27 protein-coding genes are annotated in these 25,473 nt (G+C 59.7%); 9 read left to right on the top strand and 18 right to left on the bottom strand.

Going from position 1 to position 25,473, the window contains the following annotated elements:
• Positions 1–7 precede the first annotated feature (7 nt).
• Positions 8–427: a GNAT family N-acetyltransferase gene (locus ACQZ6D_RS11645; RefSeq protein WP_013761790.1), complete on the top strand. Its 420-nt coding sequence runs from the start codon at positions 8–10 to the stop codon at positions 425–427.
• On the opposite strand, the gene ACQZ6D_RS11640 is transcribed toward ACQZ6D_RS11645, so the two are convergent.
• Complete coding sequence (locus ACQZ6D_RS11640) at positions 424–1,425, bottom strand: DUF2125 domain-containing protein (RefSeq protein ID WP_013761789.1); 1,002 nt, start codon at positions 1,423–1,425, stop codon at positions 424–426. The two genes, ACQZ6D_RS11645 and ACQZ6D_RS11640, sit on opposite strands and share 4 nt — an antisense overlap.
• Positions 1,426–1,474: 49 nt before the next feature.
• On the opposite strand from ACQZ6D_RS11640, the gene ACQZ6D_RS11635 reads away from it, so the two are divergent.
• Positions 1,475–2,002, top strand: coding sequence for a gamma-glutamylcyclotransferase (locus ACQZ6D_RS11635; RefSeq protein ID WP_013761788.1), 528 nt, complete (start codon positions 1,475–1,477; stop codon positions 2,000–2,002).
• Here the strand turns inward: ACQZ6D_RS11635 and ACQZ6D_RS11630 are convergent.
• From ACQZ6D_RS11630 to ftsE, 4 genes are all read right to left on the bottom strand, one after another.
• Positions 1,999–2,796: a lysophospholipid acyltransferase family protein gene (locus ACQZ6D_RS11630; protein ID WP_025595414.1), complete on the bottom strand. Its 798-nt coding sequence runs from the start codon at positions 2,794–2,796 to the stop codon at positions 1,999–2,001. The genes ACQZ6D_RS11635 and ACQZ6D_RS11630 overlap by 4 nt on opposite strands.
• A gap of 122 nt (positions 2,797–2,918) precedes the next feature.
• Complete coding sequence (locus ACQZ6D_RS11625) at positions 2,919–3,656, bottom strand: YdcF family protein (protein ID WP_003511336.1); 738 nt, start codon at positions 3,654–3,656, stop codon at positions 2,919–2,921.
• Between the two features lie 113 nt (positions 3,657–3,769).
• Positions 3,770–4,777, bottom strand: coding sequence for a cell division protein FtsX (locus ACQZ6D_RS11620; RefSeq protein WP_448729951.1), 1,008 nt, complete (start codon positions 4,775–4,777; stop codon positions 3,770–3,772).
• Complete coding sequence (gene ftsE, locus ACQZ6D_RS11615) at positions 4,770–5,429, bottom strand: cell division ATP-binding protein FtsE (protein ID WP_003511334.1); 660 nt, start codon at positions 5,427–5,429, stop codon at positions 4,770–4,772. Before ftsE ends, ACQZ6D_RS11620 begins: the two co-directional genes overlap by 8 nt.
• 200 nt (positions 5,430–5,629) lie before the next feature.
• Here ftsE and ACQZ6D_RS11610 point away from each other — a divergent pair, with 200 nt between their 5' ends.
• The 3 genes from ACQZ6D_RS11610 to ACQZ6D_RS11600 all read left to right on the top strand — a co-directional run bounded on the left by ACQZ6D_RS11610 (position 5,630) and on the right by ACQZ6D_RS11600 (position 7,413).
• Positions 5,630–6,298: a hypothetical protein gene (locus tag ACQZ6D_RS11610; protein WP_111842186.1), complete on the top strand. Its 669-nt coding sequence runs from the start codon at positions 5,630–5,632 to the stop codon at positions 6,296–6,298.
• A 70-nt stretch (positions 6,299–6,368) separates the two neighbouring features.
• The gene (hpt, locus tag ACQZ6D_RS11605; protein ID WP_003511330.1) at positions 6,369–6,911 is read left to right on the top strand and encodes a hypoxanthine phosphoribosyltransferase; all 543 of its coding nucleotides are present in this window, start codon (positions 6,369–6,371) and stop codon (positions 6,909–6,911) included.
• A 142-nt stretch (positions 6,912–7,053) separates the two neighbouring features.
• Positions 7,054–7,413, top strand: a complete 360-nt coding sequence (locus tag ACQZ6D_RS11600; RefSeq protein WP_003511329.1) for a response regulator — start codon at positions 7,054–7,056, stop codon at positions 7,411–7,413.
• A 192-nt stretch (positions 7,414–7,605) separates the two neighbouring features.
• On the opposite strand, the gene ACQZ6D_RS11595 is transcribed toward ACQZ6D_RS11600, so the two are convergent.
• The 4 genes from ACQZ6D_RS11595 to argH form a co-directional block, all read right to left on the bottom strand.
• Positions 7,606–10,299 carry a TIGR02302 family protein gene (locus ACQZ6D_RS11595; protein WP_448729950.1) on the bottom strand — a complete coding sequence of 898 codons (2,694 nt, stop codon included), beginning with the start codon at positions 10,297–10,299 and terminating at the stop codon, positions 7,606–7,608.
• A 178-nt stretch (positions 10,300–10,477) separates the two neighbouring features.
• Entirely contained in the window at positions 10,478–11,746 is a 1,269-nt protein-coding gene (gene lysA, locus ACQZ6D_RS11590; protein ID WP_019564865.1) for a diaminopimelate decarboxylase, read from the bottom strand.
• Positions 11,747–11,759: 13 nt separating this feature from the next.
• A complete protein-coding gene (gene lptM / locus ACQZ6D_RS11585) occupies positions 11,760–11,963 on the bottom strand; it encodes an LPS translocon maturation chaperone LptM (RefSeq protein WP_019564864.1) in 204 nt (67 codons plus the stop codon).
• Between the two features lie 195 nt (positions 11,964–12,158).
• Positions 12,159–13,559, bottom strand: coding sequence for an argininosuccinate lyase (gene argH / locus ACQZ6D_RS11580; RefSeq protein WP_025595424.1), 1,401 nt, complete (start codon positions 13,557–13,559; stop codon positions 12,159–12,161).
• 24 nt (positions 13,560–13,583) lie between these two features.
• Between argH and tlpA the strand changes: the two genes are divergently transcribed.
• On the top strand, positions 13,584–14,252 hold the full coding sequence (tlpA, locus tag ACQZ6D_RS11575) for a thiol:disulfide interchange protein TlpA (protein ID WP_080849984.1): 669 nt from the start codon (positions 13,584–13,586) through the stop codon (positions 14,250–14,252).
• A 67-nt stretch (positions 14,253–14,319) separates the two neighbouring features.
• On the opposite strand, the gene ACQZ6D_RS11570 is transcribed toward tlpA, so the two are convergent.
• From ACQZ6D_RS11570 to ACQZ6D_RS11540, 7 genes are all read right to left on the bottom strand, one after another.
• Positions 14,320–15,201, bottom strand: a complete 882-nt coding sequence (locus tag ACQZ6D_RS11570; protein WP_013761782.1) for a 3-hydroxybutyryl-CoA dehydrogenase — start codon at positions 15,199–15,201, stop codon at positions 14,320–14,322.
• A 117-nt stretch (positions 15,202–15,318) separates the two neighbouring features.
• Positions 15,319–16,248, bottom strand: a complete 930-nt coding sequence (locus tag ACQZ6D_RS11565) for an electron transfer flavoprotein subunit alpha/FixB family protein (RefSeq protein WP_003511321.1) — start codon at positions 16,246–16,248, stop codon at positions 15,319–15,321.
• 25 nt (positions 16,249–16,273) lie between these two features.
• Positions 16,274–17,020 (bottom strand): electron transfer flavoprotein subunit beta/FixA family protein, encoded by a 747-nt coding sequence (locus ACQZ6D_RS11560; protein ID WP_013761780.1) that lies wholly within the window; start codon positions 17,018–17,020, stop codon positions 16,274–16,276.
• 183 nt (positions 17,021–17,203) lie between these two features.
• Positions 17,204–17,977: a rhomboid family intramembrane serine protease gene (locus ACQZ6D_RS11555; RefSeq protein WP_003511318.1), complete on the bottom strand. Its 774-nt coding sequence runs from the start codon at positions 17,975–17,977 to the stop codon at positions 17,204–17,206.
• Between the two features lie 32 nt (positions 17,978–18,009).
• Entirely contained in the window at positions 18,010–18,603 is a 594-nt protein-coding gene (locus ACQZ6D_RS11550; RefSeq protein WP_065704414.1) for a cob(I)yrinic acid a,c-diamide adenosyltransferase, read from the bottom strand.
• Position 18,604: 1 nt separating this feature from the next.
• Entirely contained in the window at positions 18,605–18,802 is a 198-nt protein-coding gene (locus tag ACQZ6D_RS11545; protein WP_003497428.1) for a twin transmembrane helix small protein, read from the bottom strand.
• Positions 18,803–18,819: 17 nt separating this feature from the next.
• Complete coding sequence (locus ACQZ6D_RS11540) at positions 18,820–19,653, bottom strand: SDR family oxidoreductase (protein WP_448729949.1); 834 nt, start codon at positions 19,651–19,653, stop codon at positions 18,820–18,822.
• A gap of 182 nt (positions 19,654–19,835) precedes the next feature.
• Here ACQZ6D_RS11540 and ACQZ6D_RS11535 point away from each other — a divergent pair, with 182 nt between their 5' ends.
• On the top strand, positions 19,836–20,753 hold the full coding sequence (locus ACQZ6D_RS11535; protein WP_013761775.1) for a YihY/virulence factor BrkB family protein: 918 nt from the start codon (positions 19,836–19,838) through the stop codon (positions 20,751–20,753).
• Here the strand turns inward: ACQZ6D_RS11535 and gluQRS are convergent.
• Positions 20,721–21,605: a tRNA glutamyl-Q(34) synthetase GluQRS gene (gluQRS, locus tag ACQZ6D_RS11530; protein WP_162632826.1), complete on the bottom strand. Its 885-nt coding sequence runs from the start codon at positions 21,603–21,605 to the stop codon at positions 20,721–20,723. The two genes, ACQZ6D_RS11535 and gluQRS, sit on opposite strands and share 33 nt — an antisense overlap.
• Before the next feature lie 72 nt (positions 21,606–21,677).
• Here gluQRS and ACQZ6D_RS11525 point away from each other — a divergent pair, with 72 nt between their 5' ends.
• Positions 21,678–22,325, top strand: coding sequence for a DNA-3-methyladenine glycosylase family protein (locus ACQZ6D_RS11525; RefSeq protein ID WP_448729948.1), 648 nt, complete (start codon positions 21,678–21,680; stop codon positions 22,323–22,325).
• A 15-nt stretch (positions 22,326–22,340) separates the two neighbouring features.
• Here ACQZ6D_RS11525 and ACQZ6D_RS11520 read toward each other — a convergent pair whose 3' ends face one another.
• The gene (locus ACQZ6D_RS11520; RefSeq protein ID WP_448729947.1) at positions 22,341–23,759 is read right to left on the bottom strand and encodes a helix-turn-helix domain-containing protein; all 1,419 of its coding nucleotides are present in this window, start codon (positions 23,757–23,759) and stop codon (positions 22,341–22,343) included.
• A 117-nt stretch (positions 23,760–23,876) separates the two neighbouring features.
• Between ACQZ6D_RS11520 and ACQZ6D_RS11515 the strand changes: the two genes are divergently transcribed.
• Positions 23,877–25,409: an acyl-CoA carboxylase subunit beta gene (locus ACQZ6D_RS11515; RefSeq protein ID WP_035199610.1), complete on the top strand. Its 1,533-nt coding sequence runs from the start codon at positions 23,877–23,879 to the stop codon at positions 25,407–25,409.
• Positions 25,410–25,473 lie beyond the last annotated feature (64 nt).

The following is a 25,473-nucleotide window of genomic DNA, read 5'->3' as shown; positions in this document are numbered from 1 at the left end:
CGCTGAAGTGATATTGATATCGGCGGCGACGGATGACGATATCGAATGGCTGCTGCGGGAAGACAAATGGATCGATGAGGATTGGTTGCGGCGTTGCGTCGGACGCCGCGAATATCTCGTCGCGAAAGAAGATACGATTCTAGTCGGTTTTCTGCGGTTCTCGATGTTCTGGGGTAAGATCCCCTACATGGACATGATCCGCGTCGTTCCCGAGTTTCGGGGACATGGCGTCGGCGCAACGCTTACAGTTTTTTGGGAAACTCTGATGCGTGAGCAGGGTGCCTCACTGGTGATGACGTCCAGCCAGCAGGACGAGCGGGAACCGCAGATGTGGCATCGTCGCAATGGATACAAAGAAGCCGGCATCCTGCATCTTTCAAAAATTCAGGATGCCGCTGAGGTGTTTTTTACAAAAGCTCTCTGTTAAATCGGCGGGATCTTCCCCAGCGGAATGAAACCGCTGACGGTGGCGCGGCCGCGATCCACCACGAGGTCGACGGACGCCCTGTCGCCGCCGCCGGCGAGTGCGCGGAGCATTTTGCGGGCGGTATCGATGGTGGATTGCAGCTGCGGAAACGCCTGCTTGGCATTGTCCGACCAGGCGTCGAGCTTTTCGATCTCCAGCTTGAACTGGCCGGAGAGATATCCCTCGTTATCGAAGGAGAAGGGGCCGCTGATACGCATGGTGCGGCCTTCGCCGATATCAGCTACCAGCCGGCGAAGCTCGCCGCTCGCACCGTAAAGCCCGGCCGTATCGCTGCCGTCTACCATGCCCGCCTTCCCGGCAAGGGTGACATCGGCGATGGCGTTGAGGCGCGGCAGAAGTTGCGGCCAGTCCTTTATGACGGTTGACGAGTCGGTCAACGTTATCGCGCCGTCTAGATCGGCGCCGTTCTGGCGCAGATGCATTTCCGTCTTGGCGGCATCGAAATCGATCGTCTGGCCAGTAACGGTGGAAACCGCCTGAGCCTTCAGGCCGTCGATGACAAGCGAGGTGCGGTCGATACCCCTAAGCTTGGTGACGATGCTCGACTGCATGTTCTGCCAGAGGGCTGAAACCGTCAGACCATGCGCGGTGCGGATTTCAGCCGGTGCATCCAGTTCCCAGACAATGTGGCCGGGATTGTAGACCTGCGCTGCGGAACGCAATTCTCCGAACGAGGCTGAAACGCCATTCTGCTTGTCGTCCACCGTTACCTTGGAGCAGAAAAGGCCGATGCGGAACGGATAACCCTTGAAGGCAATGTCGCCGCATTCGCCGCTGACGTTTCTGGCCTGCGAAGGCGAGATGACGTTCAGAACCGTCTGCTTCAGCTTGTCGGCGGCATAAAACCACCCGGCCGTGTAAAGTCCGATAACCAGCACGACGGCGATACCAAGCCAGAGGAATTTTTTGACCGTGCCGGATTGGCTTGACGATGCCATATTGATCTCCGATGAACAGACTTCAGATAAATTCGATTTGGCTTGGGATATGGACGATTTTTGGGTCTTTGGCTACGGTTCGTTGATGTGGAACCCGGGCTTTGCCTTTGAGGAAAGGCAGCAGGCGCGGCTGCACGGTTATCGACGCTCCCTCTGCATCAGTTCAAATGTGTACCGCGGCACTGAGGAGAAGCCCGGCCTTGTTCTCGGTCTGGAGCGCGGCGGCTCCTGCCTCGGCGTTGCCTTTCGCGTGCGCGGAGCGGACCATGGTCCGGTCATGGCCTATCTGCGCGAGCGCGAGCTGGTAACGAATGTCTACAAGGAACGCGTCGTTGCCATTGCGCTCGCCGATGGCACGCGCGGCAGTGCCGTGACCTATGTGGCCGATCCCGCCCACGAGCAGTATATTGGTGGTCTGGGTGTCGCGGAAGCGGCTACGATCGTGGCTGCCGCATCGGGCCGGTCCGGCCCGAATACCGATTACGTCTTCAATACCGTGCAGCATCTGCAGGATATGGGTATTCGCGACACGCTGCTGGAAAGCATTGCCGCCAGTGTCGGCACGATCGCGGTTTAGCCGGCGGGAGTGTCTTGCCCCTGAAGTTCTGCGATACGCTTCACGGCAGTCGGTGGCAGCGGCAGGTGCGGATTGTTGCGCGCGGTCTCCAGCAGCAACTCGTCGCTCGCCTTTTCCGTCACCTCGATCAATGTCTTGAAAAACACGTCCGGGTCCAGTCCCGGCTCGATGGCCGGCAAGATCCGCACCTTGAAATGGCCGGGATAACGCATTGTCGAGCGGCGTGGCCAGAAGAGGCCTGGATGCATGGCGACCGGAATGACGGGGACTTTGAGGTCGCGGTAAAGACGTGCGATGCCATAACGATATTCGGGCTCAGCGCCCGGTGGCCGGCGTGTGCCTTCGGGATAGATTATGAGTTCGCGGCCAGCCGCCATCTCCTCTCTCGCCCGCTCCATGACCTTCAGCATCACCTTGCCGCGCGCGGCGCGGTTGACCGGGATCATGCGCTGCTTCATCGCATACCAGCCGAACAGCGGGATCCACAAAAGCTCGCGCTTCAGAATATAGACCGGATCGGGAAGGTTGGGCAGCAGCGCATAGGTGTCCCAGAAGGACTGGTGTTTGGGGGCGAAGATACAGCCGGTTTCGGGAATGTTTTCCAGCCCCTCGATCTCGAAGGTGGTGCCGACAATGGTCTTCATCAGCCAATGGTTGGATCGCGCCCAGTTCTTGGGGATTTCATAGGCTATTCTGCGCGGCAGGATGAAATAGATCGGCGTGAGCACGATCATGCGGACAATCAGATTGAGATAAAACAGCGTATTGAAAAGAAAAGAGCGCAGCTTGAGCATCGACAGACTTCCCGGGTTGCAGCCGTTCCGAAGCTCAGGCGCGCCTCGATGCCGGATGCCGATGCCAGACGCCTACACGAAAACAAGGCTCCGCAGCAAGCGTGTTCTCTCCGTTCTTCCATTCACGGGGAGGAGGTTGCCGCCTTGATCGTGGGGTGATCGGCGCCCGCCTTGCGCAGACCGTCGCCCTTGCCGAGCCCGGTCAGGTCTCGTCCTGCTGCAATCACGAATTTCATGTATTCGTAGAGCATGGTTCGGACCACATCCGGCTCCGCGAACCAGTTGGTGCGGGCAAGGTCGGCGCTGATAACGGGATAGGCGATGAATTGGGTCTGCGGGCTGGCATTGTGCAATTCATGCAGGCTGCGATGCATATGGTAATTGTTGGTGACGACGACGATGGAGGAATAACCGTGGTCGCGTATCCAGCTCGCCGCCTCATTGGCGTTGCCGATGGTGTCTATGGCCTTGTAGCCCATGTCCACGCAGCAAGAAAACATGTCCGAAGAGCCTTGCGTCATCTTACGGATTTGCGTGCGGGTGGTGGCCGGATTGACGCCGGAAATCAGTAGGCGCTTGCCAACGCCGTCTCGCAGCAGGCCGACCGCCTGTTCGATGCGCTGATAACCGCCGGTCAGAACGATGATCGCGTCGCCCTTGGCGCCTTCGGGCGGACGCATGGAGGCGACCGAATCTGCGAACCACAAAAAACCGCCGGAAAAAGCCCCGAGAGTAATGACGCAAAGCAGGATGAGACCGCGAATAAAACGGCGCAGGCGACTTCGCCGCGACAACAGGCCCTTTTTTGCCTGTCGCGTGGTCGTCTGCTCCTGATCATGGTCCGTCCGACTCACAAACATTCCTCCTGAATACTCGCCGATTAAGGCAAGGAACAGGCATTTTTGTCCACCGTCCGCAAGTTACATCCGGCGTGTGAAGGGTGCAGTTTCCTCGCGAGATCAGGGAGACGGCGTCACGATGCGACACCGTCGCTTTTCGACGGATCGGAGCGGACGCGATCGATATCGTCGATCGTGCGGATGACGGTCACACGCGCGGTGATCGTGGTGAGCAGCGCGATGATGATCATCGTCGTGGCGATGCCGATATAACCACTGAGGCCAACGGAAAAGGAGCCGAAAAGCGCACTTGCCTGATCGCTTTGCGGCGTTGCAACCGTGCTCGATTGCCAGAAACCGGCGGCAAGGAAAACCACCGCGGCAAGGGCGCTGCCCGCTGCCGCACCTTTCAGGCTGATCTTCAGGAAGTGCTTCTGGAATTCCCGCGCGACGAAGCTGCTTTCGGCGCCGACGAAATGCAGCACCTCGACGATGTGCCGGTTGCCGGAAAGCGCGCCGCGCGTTGCAAACACCACCGTCAGCACCATGGCGGTGAAGACGAGGATCAGGACCCCGACGCCGATCATGACAGTGGTCCTGGCCATGGAGACGAGCCTGTCGACCCATGTACGGTGGTCATCCAGAAACGCCTGTGGAATTTCAGCTTTCAGCATATCGCGCATGGCCTGAAAATCGGGCGGGTGGTTTTCATCGATGGTAATCACGACGAGGCGCGGCACCGGCAGTTCGGAAAGATCGAGGCCACTGCCGAGCCACGGCTCCAGAAGACGCGCGGTGGCGGCGTCATCGAGGATCGTGCCATCCCGCGTGCCGACGAAAGTGAGCGCCAGAGAACGTGCCTTGGTGAGCGCTGCATTCATGTCCAGCCCGTCCTCGGGTTTGATCTGAATGGTGATTTCGCGGGAAATCTGGCTCTGCCAGGTGGCGGCGGTGGCACGCACCATGGAAACGGCACCAAGCGTCAGGCAGGCGAGAAAGGCCATGATGGCGATCACCACCATCAGCGCGTTGCCCTGAATGTTGGAGGGCGGCAGAATGGGTGCCATCGGGCGGATACGCATCGGCGGCCGCTTCGGTGCGGTCGCCTCTGGTCTTAACTGTTTGCGGTTGATCTCATTCATAGATGTCGAGCCGCCCTTCGGTGAGGATCATCCGGCGTGCGTCGATCTGGTCCATCAGGCCGAAATCATGGGTGGCGATGACCACAGCGGTACCCAGCCGGTTGAGCTCCAGAAAGAGGTTGAGAAGGCGCTTGGCCATCGGCGGGTCGACGTTGCCGGTCGGCTCGTCGGCCAGCAAGATTTCCGGCTGGTCCATCAATGCACGGGCAATGGCGGCGCGTTGCTTTTCCCCACCGGAGAGGATGGCCGGAAGCACATTGATGCGCTCGCCAAGCCCGACCCATTTCAAAAGCTCGATGACGTCGTTGCGGTAGGCGCTTTCTTCCTTGCCGCGCACACGCAGCGGCAGGGCGACATTCTCATAGGTCGTCAGATGATCGAGCAGCCGGAAATCCTGAAAGACGATGCCGACGCGGCGGCGCAGCATGGGCAGCTCGCTGCGCGGAATGCGCGACACATCGCGGTTGAACATGCGGATATTGCCGCGTGTGGGCTGCAGCGACATCAGCAGCAGGCGCAGGAACGTGGTTTTGCCGGCACCGGAAGGGCCGGTCAGAAACTGGAACGAACCCTTGGGAATGTCGAAGGTCATGTCCCTCAGGATTTCGGGGCCCATGCCGTAACGCAACCCGACATTTTCGAAATGGATCAACGGACTTCCAGTCTCTTCGTTTCGTGGTGGTTCGCAAACCGCTGGCGCGTGAGGCCCGGATGCGCCGTTTAACCCGGTTCCGGTGGCCTATGCGAGCCGTTTTTGCGAAGCATTAACCAATTAAATTTAAAACTTGGCAGGATTCGTTGCAATGCCCAGTTTTGCGGGCCGGAAAACCTCACCCAAGGAATTCTATGGCTATGTTCCGTTCATCTCGCCGGCAAGCGGCATTCGATTTCGACCTCCTGATGCCGGAAGCGCCAGTGCGCCGTACGGCGCGGGCAACCCACACCGGCCCCGATGTGGTAGACGCTGAATTTGTCACCATCAAGGAAAACCGTGTCCGTCAGCCCGGAAACGATAATCGCGGCGCGATGCGCCGGCAGATGGAAAAACCGCCCGTCACCGCCAGTGCTCTTGGTTACGCGTTCATCGGCTGGGTGGACCGCAAATTGTCGCGCCTGTCTGTGGATGCCTATTCGGCGTTGGTTGCGGCGCTCGTCATTTTTGTTTTCATCTGCTCAGGCGGCCTGTCGGTGGTCGTGCCGGAAAAGCCGGTCGTTGCGGCCGCAAACCCGCTTGCCATTTCCCATGTCACCATCACGCCGCAGGAGGCTGGCGGCATGGATGTCCTGCTCATCAACGGCATTGTGGAGAACAACGGTGCCGCTCTGGAAGAGGTGCCGGCACTTCGCGCCGACCTCTTCGTTGCCAAGGGGCAACTGGTCGCCAGCATGGTCATTGAACCGCCGGTCAGGCAGATGCAGCCCGGTTTCAGCCACGGATTTTCGGCAAAGTTGCGGCATCCCGGTGGAAAAACGCCTGAGATCAAGCTTTCCTTCGTCGAAGCGGGTGCTTCCGAACGTTGACTGTGCTAACGCGTGGTCTTCGTATTTTTACTGAAAGGTAAAATCGGCAAGGCGCAGCACAGGAGAAAGAATGCCCGTCGTCCGTGGAAAAAACATTGAGCCGCTTTACACCGCCGAGCAGATTGCCGAGCGCAATCGCGACATGGCCAAGCATATAGCGAGCGGCCCGACCAAGGATTTGCTGGTCATCGCCGTGCTCAAGGGATCGTTCATTTTCGCGGCCGATCTCATCCGCGCGCTGCATGACAGCGGCCTTGCCCCCGAAGTCGAATTCATCACGCTTTCGAGCTACGGTGCCGGCACCGTTTCGCAAGGGGTGAAGATCGTCAAGGATATCGACAGCGACGTGAAGGACCGCGATGTTCTTCTGATCGACGATATTCTCGAATCCGGCCGCACGCTGCGTTTCGCCAAGGAACTGCTTTACGAACGCGGCGCCCGTCACGTCACCATCGCCGTGCTGCTCGACAAGAAGGTCAAGCGCAAGGAAGATCTGGAGGCCGACTATGTCGGTTTCGAATGTCCCGATTATTTCGTCGTGGGTTACGGCATGGATGTGGCTTACGCCTTCCGCGAACTACCCTTCGTAGGCGTCGTCACGGGCGACGCCTGACGATTTCGTCCGTGCCGGGATTGGACATGCCGGAGACGCCTCATTAACCATTCACCCAGCGAAACCCTGGGTGTTTACCTCTTGAAAAGAGGAGCCTGCGATGTTGCTCACGGCTGGAAATGATGCCCAGGAGCAATGATTAATGGCGAAGATTCTGATTACCGAAGATGAGGATGCATTGCGGGCTTTCGTTGCCCGTGCGCTGCGTCTCGACGGTCACGAGACCCATGAGGCGGCAGACGGCGAGCAGGGGCTGGAGAAGCTTCAGGAAACCAATTTCGATCTCCTTCTTTCGGATATCCGCATGCCGGTCATGGATGGCATCGAGCTGGCGCACCGCGCCGCCGAACGCTTCCCGGCCATGCGCATCCTGTTGATGACGGGTTATGCCGAACAGCGCGAACGTGCTGATGATCTGGCAGAAAAGATCGTGGACGTGGTTTCAAAACCTTTTGCGCTTCCGGATATCCGCAAAGCCGTTGCGCGGGCGCTCGCGGCCTGAGCGATAAGGCTACAGAGATTTGAGAAAGGGCGGCCCTTTGGGCCGCCTTTTTTGTTGCGGAGTCGTCAACTCTCTCCGCCGTCATGCTCGGGACAAGGCCGAGGATGACGTTGAGTGTTTGATAAGCTGGCCTTTCCTCAAAAATGCGCGAGGTTAAACACGCCCGATCGCTAGGAATGGCGGCCTCCATCCTCACCGTATATCCAGCAACCGCTCCAGATAACGCCGCTCGATTTCACCCGGCGGGTTGTTGCCGAGTTTTTCGCGGATAGCCTCGAGAATTTCGCGGGCGCGCTGCACGTCGATCTCATCAGGCACCTTCACCTGGTCGCCGAAATCGGGGCCGGTTGTGCTGCGCGGGCGGCCGAGTGGATCGCGGCCGTTCTGTCCGCCTTGGCCCGCCATGCCTTCCTGCCCCTGTCCGGGCTGCTGTCCCTGCTGGCGCATGGCCTGCATGATCTGGCCCATCATATCCTGCGCGCCCTGTCGCAGCGCGTTCAGCGCATTGCCCTGACCTTCGACCGCCTGTTCGCCCTGGCTTTTGCCGAGTGCTTCGCCGGCGCCTTCCATTTCCTGCTGCGCCTTGCCGAAGTTTTCGCCCGGCTCCATGCCGAGATCACGAAGGCCCTGCTGCAATTCGCCCAGCTGCTTGCCCAGCGCGTCCTGCTGCGCCCTCAGATTTTTCAGCGCCTCGCGCAATTGTTCGGCGGTCATCTGCTCGCTCGGCTGCCCGCCTTGCTGGCCGTTTTCGCCCTGCTGGCCCTGCTGGCCCTGTTGCGGTGGTTCACCGTTTTCACCCGTCTGCGGGTTCTGGCCTTCGCCGCCATCCTGCGGGTCGCCGCGCTGCATGCGGTCACGCAGCGCCTGATCGAGCTTGAAGGTCTCGTCCATCAGCTTCTGCTGCTGTTGCAGAATTTCACCCAGCTTGTCGATCTGCTGGCGCATCTTGCTGCTTTGCTGCTGCCCCTGCTGGCCCTGACGTTGCGGCCGACCCGCCTGCAGGTTGTTCATCATGCGTTGCAGCTGCGAGAGCATTTCCTGTGCTGCGTCACGGTTGCCGGAGCGCGCTAGGTTTTCGATCTGGTTCATCATGTTTTCCAGATCGCGCTGCCGCAAGACGTTTTGTGCCTGCTGGTTCATGTTGGCTTGCGGCGCATTCTGCATGCGCTGCGCAAGCTCGCTCATGAACTGCTGCATCGCCTCACGCAGTTCCTGCATCAGCTTGGCGACTTCCTCATCGGAGGCATTGCGCTGAAGCGCCCCGGAAAGCGCTGTCTGCGCATCACGCAGGCGTTTTTCCGCCTGCGAAAGATCACCATCCTCGATGCCGAGCGCGATCTCCCAGAGATAATCGGCGGTGTTCTTCAGCATCTCCTCATTATAGGCGAGCCGCATGCGGGTCTGCGCCGATTGCAGCAGGAGATAGTGCGTGGTGTTGGGAATGGTTTCTTCCGGACGCAGACCAACCGCCTCGTTATAGGCGATCGCCTTTGGCATCTGGCGCGTGTCGAGCGAGAATATCTGCCGCTGTTCCGCAACCGAAGCCGCCAGCGGTTCAGAGAAATTGCGGCCCGGCAGCACCATTTCATGCGCGGGGCTGCGGCCGGTCTGGCCGGCACCGTCTGTTGCCACCAGCGTGATGCGCACGCGCTTACCTGCCATGGGATGTTCGGTCAGGTTGCGGCTGGTCAGCCCCTTGATCTCGCGGTTGTTCTGCCGCGGCAGGTCGAGCTTGAATTCCGGCGGCGGGTAAAGTGCTGTTGCACTCTCCGCAACGCCAAGCGGCTCGATGATGGCGTGGGCTTCCTTGATGCCATAGTCGTCCTTGGCGGTGAAACCCACCTCCAGCGCACCATTGACGGCGCGGCGCGGCATGTTGTCGAAGCCGATGCTCGGTGGCTGGTCAGGAATGACGTTGAACACCCATTGTTCGCCATTGGCGGTGATCATGCCGCTTTCGGTTACATCCATGGCAAAGGTGCGCGGCGTGACAGGTTGATCCGGCGGGCGTTTTTCTGTCTGTGCCGCCACATCGCCACTTGCGCTGTCGGCGCGCGCCGCTTCGGGGGCAAGCTTCTGCAGGGCGCCGGCGGTCTCAGGCTCGAAGGTCACTTCCTCGCCGCCATCGCCACCGGTCATGCGGATCGTCAGTTTGGAGGATTGCGGCACGGACACCGCGTCGTGGCCTGTCGCATCGCGCCCTGTCAGAAAAATCGGGGCGCGGCCGGTATAGGCGGGCGGCGTGACCCAGGCGTCGAGACGGATATCGGGATTGAGCGGACCGGCTGCCGGCCGGCTACGGAAGGCATCCGCAATCGTGCCTGCACCATTGGAATAGGAAAAACCGAAGGCGACAACCAGAAAAAGGGCGGGAATGGCGCGTAGTGCCGAGCGGTCGTAACGGGCGATATCGGGTTTCGGCAGGCCGGCGTTCAGCGCGGCGATGCGTTCCGCCATACGGATCTGGTGTTCTTTCCACAAGGCGCGGGAAATGGGGGTGTCCAACGCCGGTTCGTCTTCCTGCACACCGACTGGCTGGTGGGCGAGACCATTGCGTTCTTCCAGAAGGCGGGACGCGTCGTTGTCTGTCGGCCATTTCAGCCGGACGATTGGCAGGATGGTGCTGATGAAACCAAAAACCAGCAGGAAAACGATGCCCAGCCGCACGAAATCAGGCATTTGCCGGTAGAGGCCGAACCACGCGAGCGCCAGAAATGCGGCGGTGATGGAAAGCGGCCACAGCGTCTTCGGTGCTACTCTTTCCGAAAACAACACGATTTTTGCGAAGAAGCGTTTAGCCGCAACCCGGCGGGCAAGATCCGGCCGCTGCGCGAATGCGCCGGTTGGGCGCTTCCTGCCTGTCCTGTCCTCTCCGGCTGTGGTCATCAATCCGTTCTCCCGGTTCTGGCCACGTCAAACGCCATTCCCGGAACGGCGAGCTGCTTGTATTATGAGAAGCAAGGATAACATTCTTTGTGGCGAAGACGAGGGCAAGCGGATGCTCACCCCCATTTTTTAGGCAGCTTCGCTCAATTGTGATCGACCAAGCCGGATATATGGCGGATCAATCGAGCCAGGCGGGTACTGAATCGAGAGCGATCAGCTCCTCATAGGTTCCGCGCGGGCGGATGACGTGGAACTTGTCACCCTTTACCAGCACTTCCGGCACCAGCAGGCGCGAATTATAGGTGCCTGCCTGCACGGCGCCGTAAGCACCTGCGGAGCTGACGGCAATCAGATCACCCGGCTGCGGTGCGGCCATCTCGCGGTCCAGCGCCAGATAGTCACCCGTTTCGCAGACGGGGCCAACGATATCGGCCTTGATGCGAGGGGCGTCCACCGCGGGCTGCACGACAGGGCGGATGCCGTGATAGGCCTCGTAAAGCGTCGGGCGGATGAGGTCGTTCATCGCGCCATCGACAATCACGAAGTTCTTTTCGCCGCCATCCTTCACATAGATCACTTCAGTCACCAGAATGCCGGCATTGCCGACGATCAGGCGTCCCGGTTCGGTGATGATCTTGCAGTTGAGGCTCTTCAGCTCGTTCTTGACGATATGCGCATAGGCATCCGGCAGCGGCGGCGGATTATTGTCCTCGCGGTAGGGAATGCCGAGGCCGCCGCCGATATCTACGTGGCTGATCGTGTGCCCGTCCGTGCGCAGGGATTCCACCAGTTCGCGCAGCAAACGGAACGCATCCTCGAAGGGCTGCAATTCGGTGATCTGGCTGCCGATATGCATGTCGATGCCGGTGACTTCGATGCCGGGCAGCGTGGCGGCATGGGCATAGACCGCACGCGCCCGCTCATAGGAAATGCCGAACTTGTTCTCTTTTTTGCCCGTGGAAATCTTGGCATGAGTGCGCGCATCCACATCCGGATTGATGCGGAAGGACACATGCGCCCTTTTTCCGGCCTTGACGGCGCGCAGGTTGAGGACCTCAAGCTCCGGCTCGGATTCGATGTTGAAGCAGTAGATGCCGGCTTCCAGCGCGTAATCCATTTCCGCCACCGTCTTGCCGACGCCGGAGAACATGATGCGGTTTGCCGGTACACCGGCGCCAAGCGCGCGGCGCAATTCGCCGCCGGATACCACGTCGATACCCGCGCCAAGCTTTGCCAGCGTCTTCAGAACGGCCTGGTTGGAATTGGCCTTCATGGCGTAACAGACCATGGCGTCCACATCGGCGAAAGCGCCTGAGAACACCTTGTAGTGGCGCTCCAGCGTCGCGGTCGAATAGACATAGAACGGCGTGCCGACCGCCTTGGCGATCTCAGGCACGGGCACGTTTTCGGCGTGAAGCACGCCGTCGATATAGCCAAAATGGTTCACAGGCTTTTTCCCGTCAGAGAAGCTTGTCGAGGATGAACGGCCGCTCCGCCGTTGCCGGCTTCGTCTCGGTTCCGTCGGCATTGCGCTTGTTGCGCATTTCGACCGGCGTGCTCGGCGGATCGATATCGCCTTTTCGCCCGCAGGCACTGAGAGCAAGACTGACGGCGAGCGTCATGCTGATGGGAACGATGAGATTGCGCGCGGTTTTTGAAAGCATGAGCCTGTCCAAAGGAAATATGTGCTTCTCTGATAACGAAAAACAGGGCGCTTGTGCACCCTGTTTCTTGTGATCGCAGCGTAACGCAGATTTATGAGGGCGGCGGAGAAAAATGGAATCGTTTCCGCCGCCCATTTTAATTTGTCTGCGCATCGGATTTTCCGAAAACCGCTTCACACTTTTCGGTCCGATGCGTTAGTTGCGTCCACGCCACCAGGCGATCTGCTTCTTGACCTCGGAAGGAGCCGTGCCGCCGAAGCTGGTGCGGCTGGCAACCGATGCCTCGACTGAAAGGACGTCGAAAACGCCGCTTGTAATGGCCGGATGGATCGCCTGCAGGTCTTCCAGCGAAAGATCGGCCAGATCGCAGCCTTTCTTTTCCGCCAGTGCCACCGCATTTCCGGTCACATGGTGGGCGTCGCGGAAGGGCAGGCCTGCCTCGCGCACCAGCCAGTCAGCAAGATCGGTGGCGGTGGAATAGCCCGAACCGGCGGCAGCACGCATGCGGTCCTTGCGCACCTCAAGGTCGCGGATCATGCCGGTCATGGCGGCGATGGCCAGTTCCAGGCTTTCGGCGGCATCGAAAACCTGTTCCTTGTCTTCCTGCATGTCCTTGGAATAGGCGAGTGGCAGGCCCTTCATCACAGTCAGAAGCGCCACCAGCGAGCCGTTGATGCGGCCGGTCTTGGCGCGCACCAGTTCGGCGGCGTCGGGGTTCTTCTTCTGCGGCATGATCGACGAGCCGGTGGAAAAGGCATCGGACAGGCGGATGAAGCCGAATTGCGGCGTCGACCAGATGACGATTTCTTCGGCGAGGCGCGACAGATGCGTGGCGCAGATCGAGGCGATCGACAGGAACTCCAGCGCGAAATCGCGGTCGGAAACGGTGTCGATGGAGTTGCGGGTCGGCTCGCGGAAGCCGAGCGCCTTTGCCGTCATGTGGCGGTCGATAGGATAACCGGTGCCGGCCAGCGCTGCTGCACCGATCGGGCTTTCATCCAGATGTTCGATCGCGTGACGCACGCGGGCGCGGTCACGGCCGAACATTTCCACATAGGCCATGCAATGATGGCCGAAGGTGACGGGCTGGGCCGTCTGCAGATGGGTGAAGCCGGGCATGACCGTATCGGCATTTTCCTCGGCGCGGTCGAGGAAGGCGGCGATGAGCGCGGTCAGCATGCCTTCCGTCTTCTGCAGCTCTTCCTTGACCCAGAGGCGGAAATCGAGCGCCACCTGGTCGTTGCGCGAGCGGGCGGTGTGCAGGCGCCCTGCCGCCGTGCCGATGAGTGTGGCAAGCCGCGCCTCGATGTTCATGTGAATGTCTTCGAGCTTGCGCGAGAATTCGAAGCTGCCGGCCTCGATTTCTGACAGGATCGTGTTCAGGCCGTGAACGATCTTGTCTTTATCTTCCTGCGAAATAATGCCTTTTTCCGCCAGCATGGTGGCATGCGCTATAGAGCCGCGGATGTCCTGGGCATAAAGCTTCTTGTCGAAGCCGATGGAGGCATTTATCTCTTCCATGATGGCTGATGGCCCGGAAGCGAAACGTCCGCCCCACATCTGGTTGGAGGATTTCTGATCTGTGCCGTCAGCCATGTTCTGCGTGCCCTGGAGTATTCGATGACAGAAAAAAGGCCGTTCAGGCTTCCTTCCGCCAGATTGGTTGCAATTGCTGCCGTTGCCGGTGTCGTGTTCGGCGCGGGTGCGGTCTGGTTCAGGCATATTGGGTCTGAGAGCCCGGTTCAAGGGGCAGCGGTTGCCGAGGCCGGTTTATGTGAAGGTGCGGCAAACCGCATCGCCTCGCTGAAACCCCTCCTGAAGGGCCAGGTGGCGGCCATGTCGGCCACGGATACGCCGCGCGTCATCCCGCTGTCCTTCAAGGGTCCGCAAGGGTCGGACATGTCGCTTGCCGATCTCAAGGGCAAGGCGGTTCTCCTCAATCTCTGGGCCACCTGGTGCGTGCCATGCCGGGAGGAAATGCCTGCGCTGAACGCACTCGAGAAGGAAAAGGGCAGCGATGGCTTTGAGGTTGTTGCGGTCAATATCGACACCGGCGCGGACGAAAAACCGAAAGCCTTCATTGAAGAATACAAGATCGACGCGCTGAAACTTTATCGCGACAGCTCCATGGGCGTCTTCAATGTTCTGAAAAAGGAAGGGCTGGCTTTCGGCCTTCCCGCAACTCTTCTGCTGGACGAAAAAGGCTGCCTGATTGCCGCCATGAACGGTCCGGCAGCCTGGGACAGCGAAGATGCCAAGGCGTTGGTATCGGCAGTGAAGGCTAAATAATTGTCCAGTGCGGGAGGGACTTACCTCCCGTCATCTCGAATGATTTCAGAGGAATATCTCTTGCGCCTTAGCGCGTCGGAACCGGTGTCTCGCCACGGTAATCGTAAAAACCGCGACCAGATTTGCGGCCGAGCCAGCCGGCCTCGACATATTTCACCAGCAGCGGGCAGGGGCGGTATTTGCTGTCGGCCAGCCCGTCATGCAGCACCTGCATGATCGACAAACAGGTGTCGAGACCGATGAAGTCGGCAAGCTGCAACGGTCCCATCGGATGGTTGGCGCCGAGCCGCATGGCGGTGTCGATGGCTTCCACCGAACCGACGCCCTCATAGAGCGTGTAGATAGCCTCGTTGATCATCGGCAGCAGGATGCGGTTGACGATGAAGGCGGGGAAATCCTCGGCGACGGTGATCGCCTTTTCCAGCGTCCGCACATAGTCCTTCGCCGCATCGAAGGTCTTTTCGTTGGTGGCGATACCGCGCACCAGCTCCACCAGCTTCATCACAGGCACCGGGTTCATGAAGTGGATGCCCATGAACTGTTCGGGACGATCGGTGGCGGACGCAAGGCGGGTGATGGAGAGGGAAGACGTGTTGGTGGCCAAAAGCGCTTCGGGCTTCAGTACCGGGCAGATCTGCGCATAGATCTTGCGTTTGATTTCCTCGTTTTCGGTAGCAGCCTCAATAACCAGATCCATGGGCGCCAGATCGTTGACGTCAGTCGAACCGCTGATGAGCGCGAGCGCATCTTTGCGGGCGTCGTCGGAGAGCTTGCCGTTGGTGACCTGACGGGCAAGATTGCCGTTGATCGTTGCAAGGCCGGCTTCGATGCCGTCTTTGGAAAGATCGTAAATGTGAACCTTGTAACCGGCCAAGGCGGAAACATGCGCGATGCCGCAACCCATTTGACCGGCTCCGATGATACCGATGTTTTTAAAGGGGGCGGTCATATGCTGGTCTCCTCATGGGATTTCATCTGCGTCATTTGCGGCGATGTTACGCATATCGCCGAAAAAGAGAAGGCGGCGCGTTCAAAAAACGCGCCGCCTTTGGCTAAAGGCTTAAAATCACAGAGCCTTCTGGAGTTCCGGCAGAGCTTCGAACAGGTCTGCGACGAGGCCGTAATCGGCAACCTGGAAGATCGGCGCTTCCTCGTCCTTGTTGATGGCAACGATGACCTTCGAGTCCTTCATGCCGGCCAGATGCTGGATGGCGCCCGAAATGCCGGCAGCGATGTAAAGCTGCGGTGCCACGACCTTGCCGGTCTGACCGACCTGCCAGTCGTTCGGTGCATAACCCGCATCGACGGCTGCACGCGATGCGCCGACGGCTGCACCGAGCTTGTCGGCAACCGGCAGGATCACTTCGCGGAACTTTTCCGAGGAGCCGAGTGCGCGACCGCCCGAGATGATGATCTTCGCAGAGGTCAGTTCCGGACGATCGGAAGAGGCGAGCGCGTCGGACACAAAGACAGAAACGCCGGGGTTCTCGGCAGCGCCGATGGTTTCCACCGGTGCCGAACCGCCTTCAGCGGCTGCCGCAAACGCGGTGGGGCGCACGGTGATGACCTTCTTGGCGTCGCTTGCCTGCACCGTCTGGATGGCGTTGCCGGCATAGATCGGACGTTTGAAAGTATCCGGGCTGACGACCTCGATGATTTCCGAGACCTGGGCCACATCGAGAAGGGCTGCGACGCGCGGGGCGACATTCTTGGCCGAAGCGGTCGCCGGTGCGATGATGACGTCATAGGAAGGGCTGAGCGAGACGATCAGCGCCGCCAGCGGCTCGGCAAGCGCGTTGGCATAGGATGCGTCGTCGGCAAGCAGTACCTTGGCAACGCCGGACAGTTTCGCCGCCGCGTCGGCGGCACCCTTCGCACCGGAGCCGGCAACGAGCACGTGGACGTCGCCGCCAATCTGCGTTGCCGCCGTCAGCGTCTTCGCCGTCAGGTCGGAAAGGGTTGCGTTGTCGTGTTCTGCCAGAAGAAGAATGGCCATAATGTAATCTCCCTTTTCCGAAACCTTAGAGGACGCCGTCGGCTTTGAGCTTTTCAACCAGCTCAGCCACCGAGCCGACCCTGATGCCGGCCTTGCGGCCAGCCGGCTCTTCTGTCTTCAGAACCTTCAGACGCGGCGTGACATCGACGCCGAAATCGGCCGGGGTCTTCTTGTCGAGTGGCTTCTTCTTTGCCTTCATGATGTTCGGCAGCGAGGCGTAACGCGGCTCGTTCAGACGAAGATCGGTGGTGACGACAGCGGGAAGTTTCAGTTCGACCGTCTGCAGGCCGCCATCGACTTCACGCGTCACAGCGACCTTGCCATCAGACGGTACGACCTTGGAGGCGAAGGTGCCCTGGCCCCAGCCGAGAAGGGCGGCCAGCATCTGACCGGTCTGGTTACTGTCGTCGTCAATCGCCTGCTTGCCGACGATGACGAGGCCGGGCTGCTCGGCTTCCGCCACGCCCTTCAAAAGCTTGGCGACGGCTAGCGGTTCGACCGTCTCGTCGGTCTCGATAAGGATGGCGCGGTCGGCACCCATGGCGAGCGCCGTGCGCAGCGTCTCTTCCGCCTTGGCAGGGCCGATCGACACGACCACGACTTCTTCGGCCTTGCCGGCTTCTTTCAGCCGCAGAGCCTCTTCCACCGAGATTTCGTCGAACGGGTTCATCGACATCTTCACATTCGCGAGTTCAACGCCCGAACCATCCGACTTCACGCGGATCTTGACGTTGTAATCAACAACTCGTTTGACAGGGACAAGGATCTTCATCGGCGGTTTTCCTCAAACTCCTGTCCGCGAGGCGACAAGACCGCGCGGACCTCCAAAAACAGGTTGGCGACATGGATAAGCATTTTTCCCGCAAATACAACGGAGCAATGTTCATTATCACATGCACGCAAGGCATACCTTACGTTGACGTTAACGTAAATAATTTATCTCTTCGTCAACGGCTCATCTGCTCCCGTCATAGCCCCGTTCGATTTGCGACAACCCCGCCGTTTGCGACGGATTCTTGAACTGCGCCGCCCTTGGCGGAACAATCGTGCGGTCGAACAGGGGAACGTCCGGCCGGCGCATGAAAATTACCATCACAGCCCCGGCCAATATGCCGCCCACATGTGCCCCCCAGGAAACATTTTCCTCAAGGCCAAGTGCCAGCATCAGAAATTGCTGTCCGATCCATAGCGCCAGCGGAATGAAGGCAGGCAAGGGCAACGGAATGCGCATGAACACCAGAACCCAGACGCGCACCTTGGGATGCAGGAGAAAATAGGCCGCGACGACGCCGGAAACAGCGCCTGATGCACCGATAAGCGGCCCTTCTGACATGGGTGCGACAAAGCCGTGCAACAGCGCGCCGGCTATGGCGCAGGCGATGTAAAAGATAAGGAAACGGAAGTGGCCGAGTGCGTCCTCGACGTTGTCGCCGAAGACCCACAGAAACAGCATATTGCCTGCCATGTGCCAGAAATCCAGATGCAGGAACGCATAGGTGACGACGGTCAGGTCATCCGGCACCACCTGCAAGGCGGGCTCCAGGTAGGCGTAGTCGAACACCACAGCCGGGATGAAACCGAGGCCGAGCGCTGCGGCATTGGCCTGGACGTCACTGGCAAGCACGCCGGTAAATAGCCATACCAGCACGTTGACCACGATCAGGCCGATCGTGACATATTGCAGCCGGATATGTTTGAGGGAATTCGCATCGTGCAGCGGTATGAACATCGAATGCCCTTCGTTTGTGCGAGAGATAGGCTTTAGCGGTTCTTGCCGGGAACCCACAATATGTCAGCCTTGCCCATGTCATTGGCAAACCGGGCGGCAACGAACAGGAAGTCGGACAGGCGGTTGACATATTTCAGCGCTTCCGGGCTGACGATCTCGTTTTCAGCAACCGAGAGTTCCACCATGAGCCGTTCCGCGCGTCGGCAGATCGTGCGCGCCAGATGCAGATTGGCCGCCGCCGCATTGCCGCCCGGCAGCACGAAGGAGGTCAGCGGCTCAATTGCGGAGTTGAGGTCGTCGATTTCGTTTTCCAGCCGCGTGACCTGGCTCTCGATAATGCGCAGCGGTTCGTAGGCTGGCGGCTCGTCGGTTTCCGGGGTCGCGAGATCCGCGCCGAGGTCGAACATGTCGTTCTGGATGCGGAACAGCATGGAATCCAGCTTTTCCATGCTGGCAATATCAGTGTTGGCGGTATGCAGCCGCGCCACGCCGATCGCCGAATTCGTTTCGTCCACCGTGCCATAGGCCTCGACGCGAAGATCGTGCTTCAGGCGGCGGGGACCGGACACCAGCGCCGTCGTGCCCTTGTCGCCGGTGCGGGTGTAGATCTTGTTCAGCTTCACCATGTCAGCGTCCACCGCCGGTGAGCCAAAGGGTCAGCATGATGAGCACGATGGCGATGGCCTGCAACAGAAGGCGAAGCTGCATCAACTTGTTGGAGCGGTTGGCGTCTTGGCCCTTCAGCATGTTGAAAAGGCCTCGTATCAGCACGATGACAACGAGGCCCATAACGATAAGGGCCAGAACAGTGGTGAAGCCGGACATTTAGGGGGTACTCCTCCTCAATCGAATCTGCGCAGCAGACGATAGAACAGTCCGGCAGGCAAGAGCCGTTTCAGCAACAGCCCCTGTTTGGCGGGAACGGTGACGGGATAATGCGGTTTTGGCTTTGCGGCGGTCAGGGCGTGTTTCAGCACGGCATAAACGGCATCGGGGCCAAGCTTGTGGCGGTTGACCGGGCCGGACCCATCCATCCGCGCCAGCTGACGCTTGTATTCCACAGCATGGGCCGAGTTTTCCAGATCGATCTTGTCCCTGACGTGGGCAAGCGCCGTCGTGGTGAATTTCGACGTGATCGGCCCCGGTTCGATCAGGCTCACATGGATGCCGCTGCCCTGAAGTTCCATGCGCAGCGTGACGCCAAGGCCCTCGATCGCGAATTTCGATGCGGTATAGGCACCACGATAACGATAGGGAACGAGGCCGAGAATGGAGGAGCAATGCACGATGCGCCCTGAACCGTGCTGGCGCATGAAGGGAATGACCCGCCGCGTCAGATCGTGCCAGCCGAAGACGTTGGTTTCGAATTGCTGCCGCAGTGCTTCCACCGGCAGATCCTCCACAGCACCCGGCTGGCCATAGGCGCCGTTGTTGAACAGCGCATCGATGCGGCCTCCGGTTCTGGCCGCAACCGTATCCACGAGAGCCGCGATGGTTTCGGGCTTGGTATAGTCCATGATCAGGGTTTCTATGCCCTGATTTTCGAGCGCGGCCATATCGACGATGCGGCGCACGGTGGCAAACACTCTCCAGCCGTCGCGGTGAAGCGCGCCGGCACAATGGGCTCCGATGCCCGAGGAACATCCGGTAATTATGATGACGGGTTTTTCAGGCATCTATGCCGCTCCGGAAAGCCGAATGTTGCGCTGGCCCGATGGTCCGGCCTGTGAAAATTGTATTGCGCAAAATCTGTATGCCTGCGGGAACCGAAAGGCGGGCTTGTGCGCTGTACAAAGTAGAGCTGACTTCCCATATTCGGGGCGAAGTTACAAATGAAATGCCGATGAATGGAGGCGACATGGTTGCCGCAGTGCGCCTGGCAGGCAAGGTTGCCTTCGATGCCTATTCTCATTTTGCCGAGGATGACGGCTGGGCGATGGCGAGCCACATGGCGCTTTCCATCCTGCTGGCGCTGTTCCCGTTCCTGATTTTCGGCACGGCTTTGGCCGGTTTTCTGGGGGCTGACCAGTTTTCCGAGACGGCGGTGCATCTGATTTTTGACACCTGGCCGGAAGCGATCGCAGGTCCGCTTGCTGCGCAGGTGCAGCAGGTCCTGACCATTCCGCGCGGCGGACTGCTGACGATTTCGGTGCTGGCGGCCGCATATTTTGCCTCCAACGGCGTCGAGGCGCTCAGAATCTCGCTCAACCGCGCCTATCGCGTCACGGAAACGCGCTGGTGGTACATCACCCGTCTTCTCAGTCTGCTTTATGTATTGATCGCAGTGGTAGTCTTTACCGGCATCAGTATCGTACTTGTTGCGGTGCCGGTCGCAACGTCCTTTGCCGAACAGCGGTTTCCCTGGCTGACGGATGCGCTGAACACGGTTTCCAGCCTCGGACTTTACGGCACCATCGTCGTTCTGACGGTCGGGCTGGTGGCGGCGCATCTGTGGCTTCCGGCCGGCAAACGCCGCATCTGGGATGTCTGGCCCGGCATTCTGCTGACAATGATCTTCTGGGTCATCGGCGCGGCGATCTTTGCCTATTACCTCTCCACCTTCGCCAATTATGCCGCCACCTACGCCGGTCTGGCCTCGGTGATGGTGGTTCTGGTGTTTCTTTACATGGTGGGTGTCATCTTCATGCTGGGTGCGGAAGTGAATGCCGCTCTGATGAAATACAAGGTCCGGCAGATCATCCGCCGCAATATCTCCGGCAACAGTGCGCGCCGCGAGCAGGTGCTAGAGGAGCCCGACAAGCCGGCGGATATCTGACGGCGTTTTTCCTTCCGCCCGAAGCGCTGAAAGGCCGGTGCTGCCTTCGCTTTTCGAGAGCTTGCGCCCATCAGCACCCAAAATCAGTCGGTGGTGGTGATAGGCGGGTGGCGGCAGGTCCAGCAATTGTTGCAGCAGCCGGTGAATGGCGGTTGCGTTAAACAGATCCATGCCGCGCACCACATGGGTGATGCCTTGCAGCGCGTCATCCAACACCACGGAAAGATGATAGCTCGAGGGGGCGTCGGAGCGCGACAGCACCACATCGCCCCACAGCGCCGGCAAAGCTTCGATTTCCCCGGTCTGCCCGTCGCCGCTCTCGCGCCAGAACAGCTTGCTGTGCAAGGTGCGGACCGCCTTTTCCATGTCGAGCCGCCAGGCGTGTTGCCTGCCTGATGCCAGAAGTTCGGCCCGTTCCGCCTGCGGCCTTTGCCGATCTATTGCGGGGTAAAGCGGCGCGCCGTCGGGATCGCGCGGCCAGAGCCTTCCCTCTGCCTCAAAGGCCCTGACAACGGCTTTCGTCTCACCCCGGCTTAAGAAGGCGGGATAGGCGAGGTCGGCCTCGACCAGCCTGTCGAGTGCTGTGCGATACTCATCGAAGTGCTCCGATTGCCGCCGCACCGGCTTTTCCCATTCCAGTCCCAGCCAGCCAAGATCATCATAGATCGCCTGCTCCAGCTCCGGAGTGCAGCGCGTCTGGTCGATATCTTCGATGCGCAGCAGAAAATGGCCACTGTTTTCCCGCATCATGTCGTGGTTCAGAAAAGCGGAAAGCGCATGGCCCAGATGCAGGGCGCCATTGGGGCTGGGCGCAAAACGATAAACCGGTTTTTGACGGACGGGCGAAGGCATGGTTTCTTCTGCCATGTTTTGAAGCGCCTCGCCACCCGGTGCCGGGCCAACGTGAATATGGGCTGTGCAGACATGAAAATCATCAGGGGCCTCGACGATATCAGCGAAGGTCTGGCGCATCTTGCCCGCCTCGATCCGGCTCTTAGCCTTATTATCGAAAAAGCCGGTCCGTTGGAGTTGCGTATTCACGAGCCCGGCTTTGCGGGCCTTGCCCATATCGTCGTGTCGCAGATGGTGTCGCGCGCCAGCGCCAAAGCCATATGGGTCCGTATCCTTGCCGGCACGGGCGGGGCGGTGACGGCGGAAAACTATCTGGCGGTGCCGGAAGAATTGCGCGCCACATTCGGCCTTTCCCGGGCCAAGGCAACAACGCTGGAAGGGTTGGCGCACGCGGTTGCGGATGGCCGCATCGATCTTGATGCCGTCAGTCGCAAGGAAGCGGATGTGGCCCTTTCTGAGCTGGTGGCGCTTCGCGGCATTGGTCCGTGGACGGCGGAAGTATATCTGATGTTCTGCGGCGGCCACCCCGACATTTTTCCGGTTGGCGATGTGGCGCTGCGGGCTGCGGTGGGCCACGCGCTTTCGCTCGAGGCACGGCCGGATGCGAAATGGTTGGCGGCGCGGGCGGAACTCTGGACGCCCTGGCGCTCCGTCGCCGCCCGGCTGTTCTGGGGCTACTATGCAAATATCATGCGGCGCGCGATGGTGCCGCTACCCTGATATGGCCGCGCGGCGCTAGAAGTCTGCGATCCGGTAGGGCAAGGCCCCACGTGAGAGATGATCGACATGTAGTTTGCGTTTTAGCGGCGGTACGGCGCGCTGCACGCAGTCGACCCTTTCGCAAACCCGGCAGGAAACGCCGATGGGCTTGAAGGAGGCGGCATTGGCGAGATCGAGTGTATCGGCATAGACGAAATTCTGCGCATGGGAAATTTCGCAGCCGAGCGCGATGGCATAGCGTGGCCTGTCCGTGTTGAAACCGGCGCCGGCTTTTTCGATCTGTGTGGCGATGGAAAGATAGCGCACGCCGTCAGGTGTTTCCGCCAGCTGGCGTACTATCCTGTCGGAGCTTTCGAAGGCCTGATGAATGTTCCAGAGCGGACAGGCCGCGCCGAAACGGGCAAATTGCAGCCTTGTGGCGCTGTGGCGTTTGGTGATGTTGCCAGCCCGGTCGATCTTGGCGAAAAAGATCGGTACGCCTTTCTGACCAGGGCGTTGCAAAGTGCTGAGCCTGTGGGCCACCTGTTCAAGGCTCGCGCCGAAGCGCACGGCCAGAAGTTCCAGATCGTGGCGCAATTCCTGCGCGGCCCGGTGAAATTGCCCATATGGCAGGATCAGCGCGGCGGCGAAATAGTTGTGAAGGCCGATGCGACAGATTTCCGCGGCTTCGGCGCTACGGAAACCGGCGCCGGCCAGCACTCTGTCCACGGTTGCTCCCGCATGAAGCTGGGCGATCTGAAGCGCAAGCTGAAAACAGCGGGTCGGTACTGCCATGTAGGAACTGAGCGCCAGCGTTTTGCCGGCCGGATCGAAATGCCGGATCAATCCGCCCGCCGCCTCCGTTCTGGTGATATGGACACCGAAGCGGCTGCGTAGATGGGCCGCGAGAATGCCGTAGGTCTCGCCGCCCTCTATCTCCAGTTCGTATGCAAGTTCTTCCGCCAGAAGATCGATCTCGGCAACGTAATTGTCGACGAAGTGGAAGAAATCGCGGACCTCTTCGTAAGGTGTTCTTTCCACCTGCGCGGTTCCCCGCCCCAGCCTGTCATCCAGCTGCACCAGCTGCTCGCTATTTTGCCGGTAGGCCTGGTGGGCGCGCAAAAGCGCATGGGCAAAACCCGGTGCGTTCTGCGCAATCAGCTTCAGCTCCTGCAGCCCGGGCTCGTAATTCAGGAACAGCGGGTCTTTCAGGGCCTCGCGCACAGCGGAAATTAGCCGGTCGTTTTCGCCGGTTGCCAGCTCCGTCACGTCGAGCTGGAATTTTTCCACCAGCGTCACCAGAACGCTGGCGGAAACGGGTCGCTGATTGTTTTCGATCTGGTTCAGATAACTGGCCGAAATGCCGAGCCGTTCGGCAAACTGTGCCTGCGTGGCGCGGGCGTTTTCGCGAAGGCCGCGGACCTTGCGGCCGATGAAGAGCTTTTCCATAGCCATGTTGCAACTTTGCAAAAGTAAATATTGCAAATATTTATGCCACGCATACGCGCACGATCAAGGCTTCTAGGCGAATGTTTTCTAAGCTATTGATTTGAGGAAACGCATGGAGGAAACATGCCCAGCATTCTGGAGCAATTGCAGACGCGCCGCGACGAAGCGCGGCTCGGCGGCGGCGTCAAGCGCATTGAGGCGCAGCATGCCAAGGGCAAGCTGACGGCGCGCGAGCGCATCGATGTGTTGCTGGATGAAGGTTCCTTCGAAGAGTACGACATGTACGTTACCCACCGGGCGGTGGATTTCGGCATGGCCGAACAAAAGGTGGCGGGCGACGGCGTCGTTACCGGCTGGGGCACCATCAACGGCCGGCAGGTCTATGTTTTCAGCCAGGATTTTACGGTGCTCGGCGGTTCGCTGTCGGAAACCCATGCCCAGAAAATCTGCAAGATCATGGATATGGCCGTGCGCAACGGCGCGCCCGTGATTGGCCTCAACGACAGTGGCGGCGCGCGCATTCAGGAAGGTGTTGCTTCGCTCGGCGGTTATGCCGACGTTTTCAAGCGCAACGTCATCGCCTCCGGTGTCGTGCCTCAAATCTCTGTCATCATGGGGCCGTGTGCCGGTGGTGCCGTTTATTCGCCTGCCATGACCGACTTCATCTTCATGGTGCGCGATACCTCCTACATGTTCGTAACCGGGCCGGATGTGGTGAAGACCGTAACCAACGAGATCGTCACGGCGGAAGAGCTGGGCGGCGCCTCCACACACACCAAAAAATCCTCCGTTGCCGATGGCGCCTATGAAAACGACATCGAGACACTTGAGCATGTGCGCCTGCTTTTCGATTTCCTGCCGCTGAATAATCGGGAAAAACCGCCGGTCCGGCCTTTTCATGACGATCCCGCACGGCTGGAAGCGCGCCTCGATACGCTGATCCCCGACAGTTCCAACAAGCCATACGATATGAAGGAACTGATCCATGCGCTCGCCGACGAGGGCGATTTCTTCGAGTTGCAGGAGGCGTTTGCCAGAAACATCATCACCGGTTTCATGCGTCTGGAAGGCCAGACGGTAGGCGTCGTCGCAAACCAGCCGATGGTGCTGGCCGGGTGTCTGGATATTGACAGCTCACGCAAGGCCGCCCGCTTCGTGCGCTTCTGCGATGCCTTCAACATTCCCCTGCTGACACTGGTGGATGTGCCCGGTTTCCTGCCGGGAACGGCGCAGGAATATGGCGGCGTCATCAAGCACGGCGCGAAACTGCTGTTTGCCTATTCCGAGGCGACGGTTCCGATGGTGACGCTGATTACCCGCAAGGCCTATGGTGGCGCTTATGACGTGATGGCCTCGAAACATATCGGCGCTGATGTGAACTATGCCTGGCCAACTGCGGAAATCGCTGTCATGGGCGCAAAAGGGGCAGCGGAAATCCTCTATCGCTCGGAGCTTTCCGATCCGGACAAGATCGCCGCGCGCACAAGGGAATATGAGGAGCGTTTCGCCAATCCCTTCGTGGCGGCAGAGCGTGGTTTCATCGATGAGGTCATCATGCCGCATTCCTCGCGCCGCCGCATCGCTCGTGCCTTTGCCTCGCTGCGGGGCAAGAACGTCGAAACCCGCTGGAAAAAGCACGATACCATTCCGCTCTGACCTGCCCTGGGGCTGGAAAAATACTTTGGCCACCTTACTATAATGATGTTCAGGCGCCCGACCT

The sequence above is a fragment of the Agrobacterium sp. 22-3639C2 genome, from assembly GCF_053522105.1.
The sequence above is the reverse complement of the archived record's forward strand: the minus strand, read 5'-3'. Positions and strand labels throughout refer to the sequence as shown.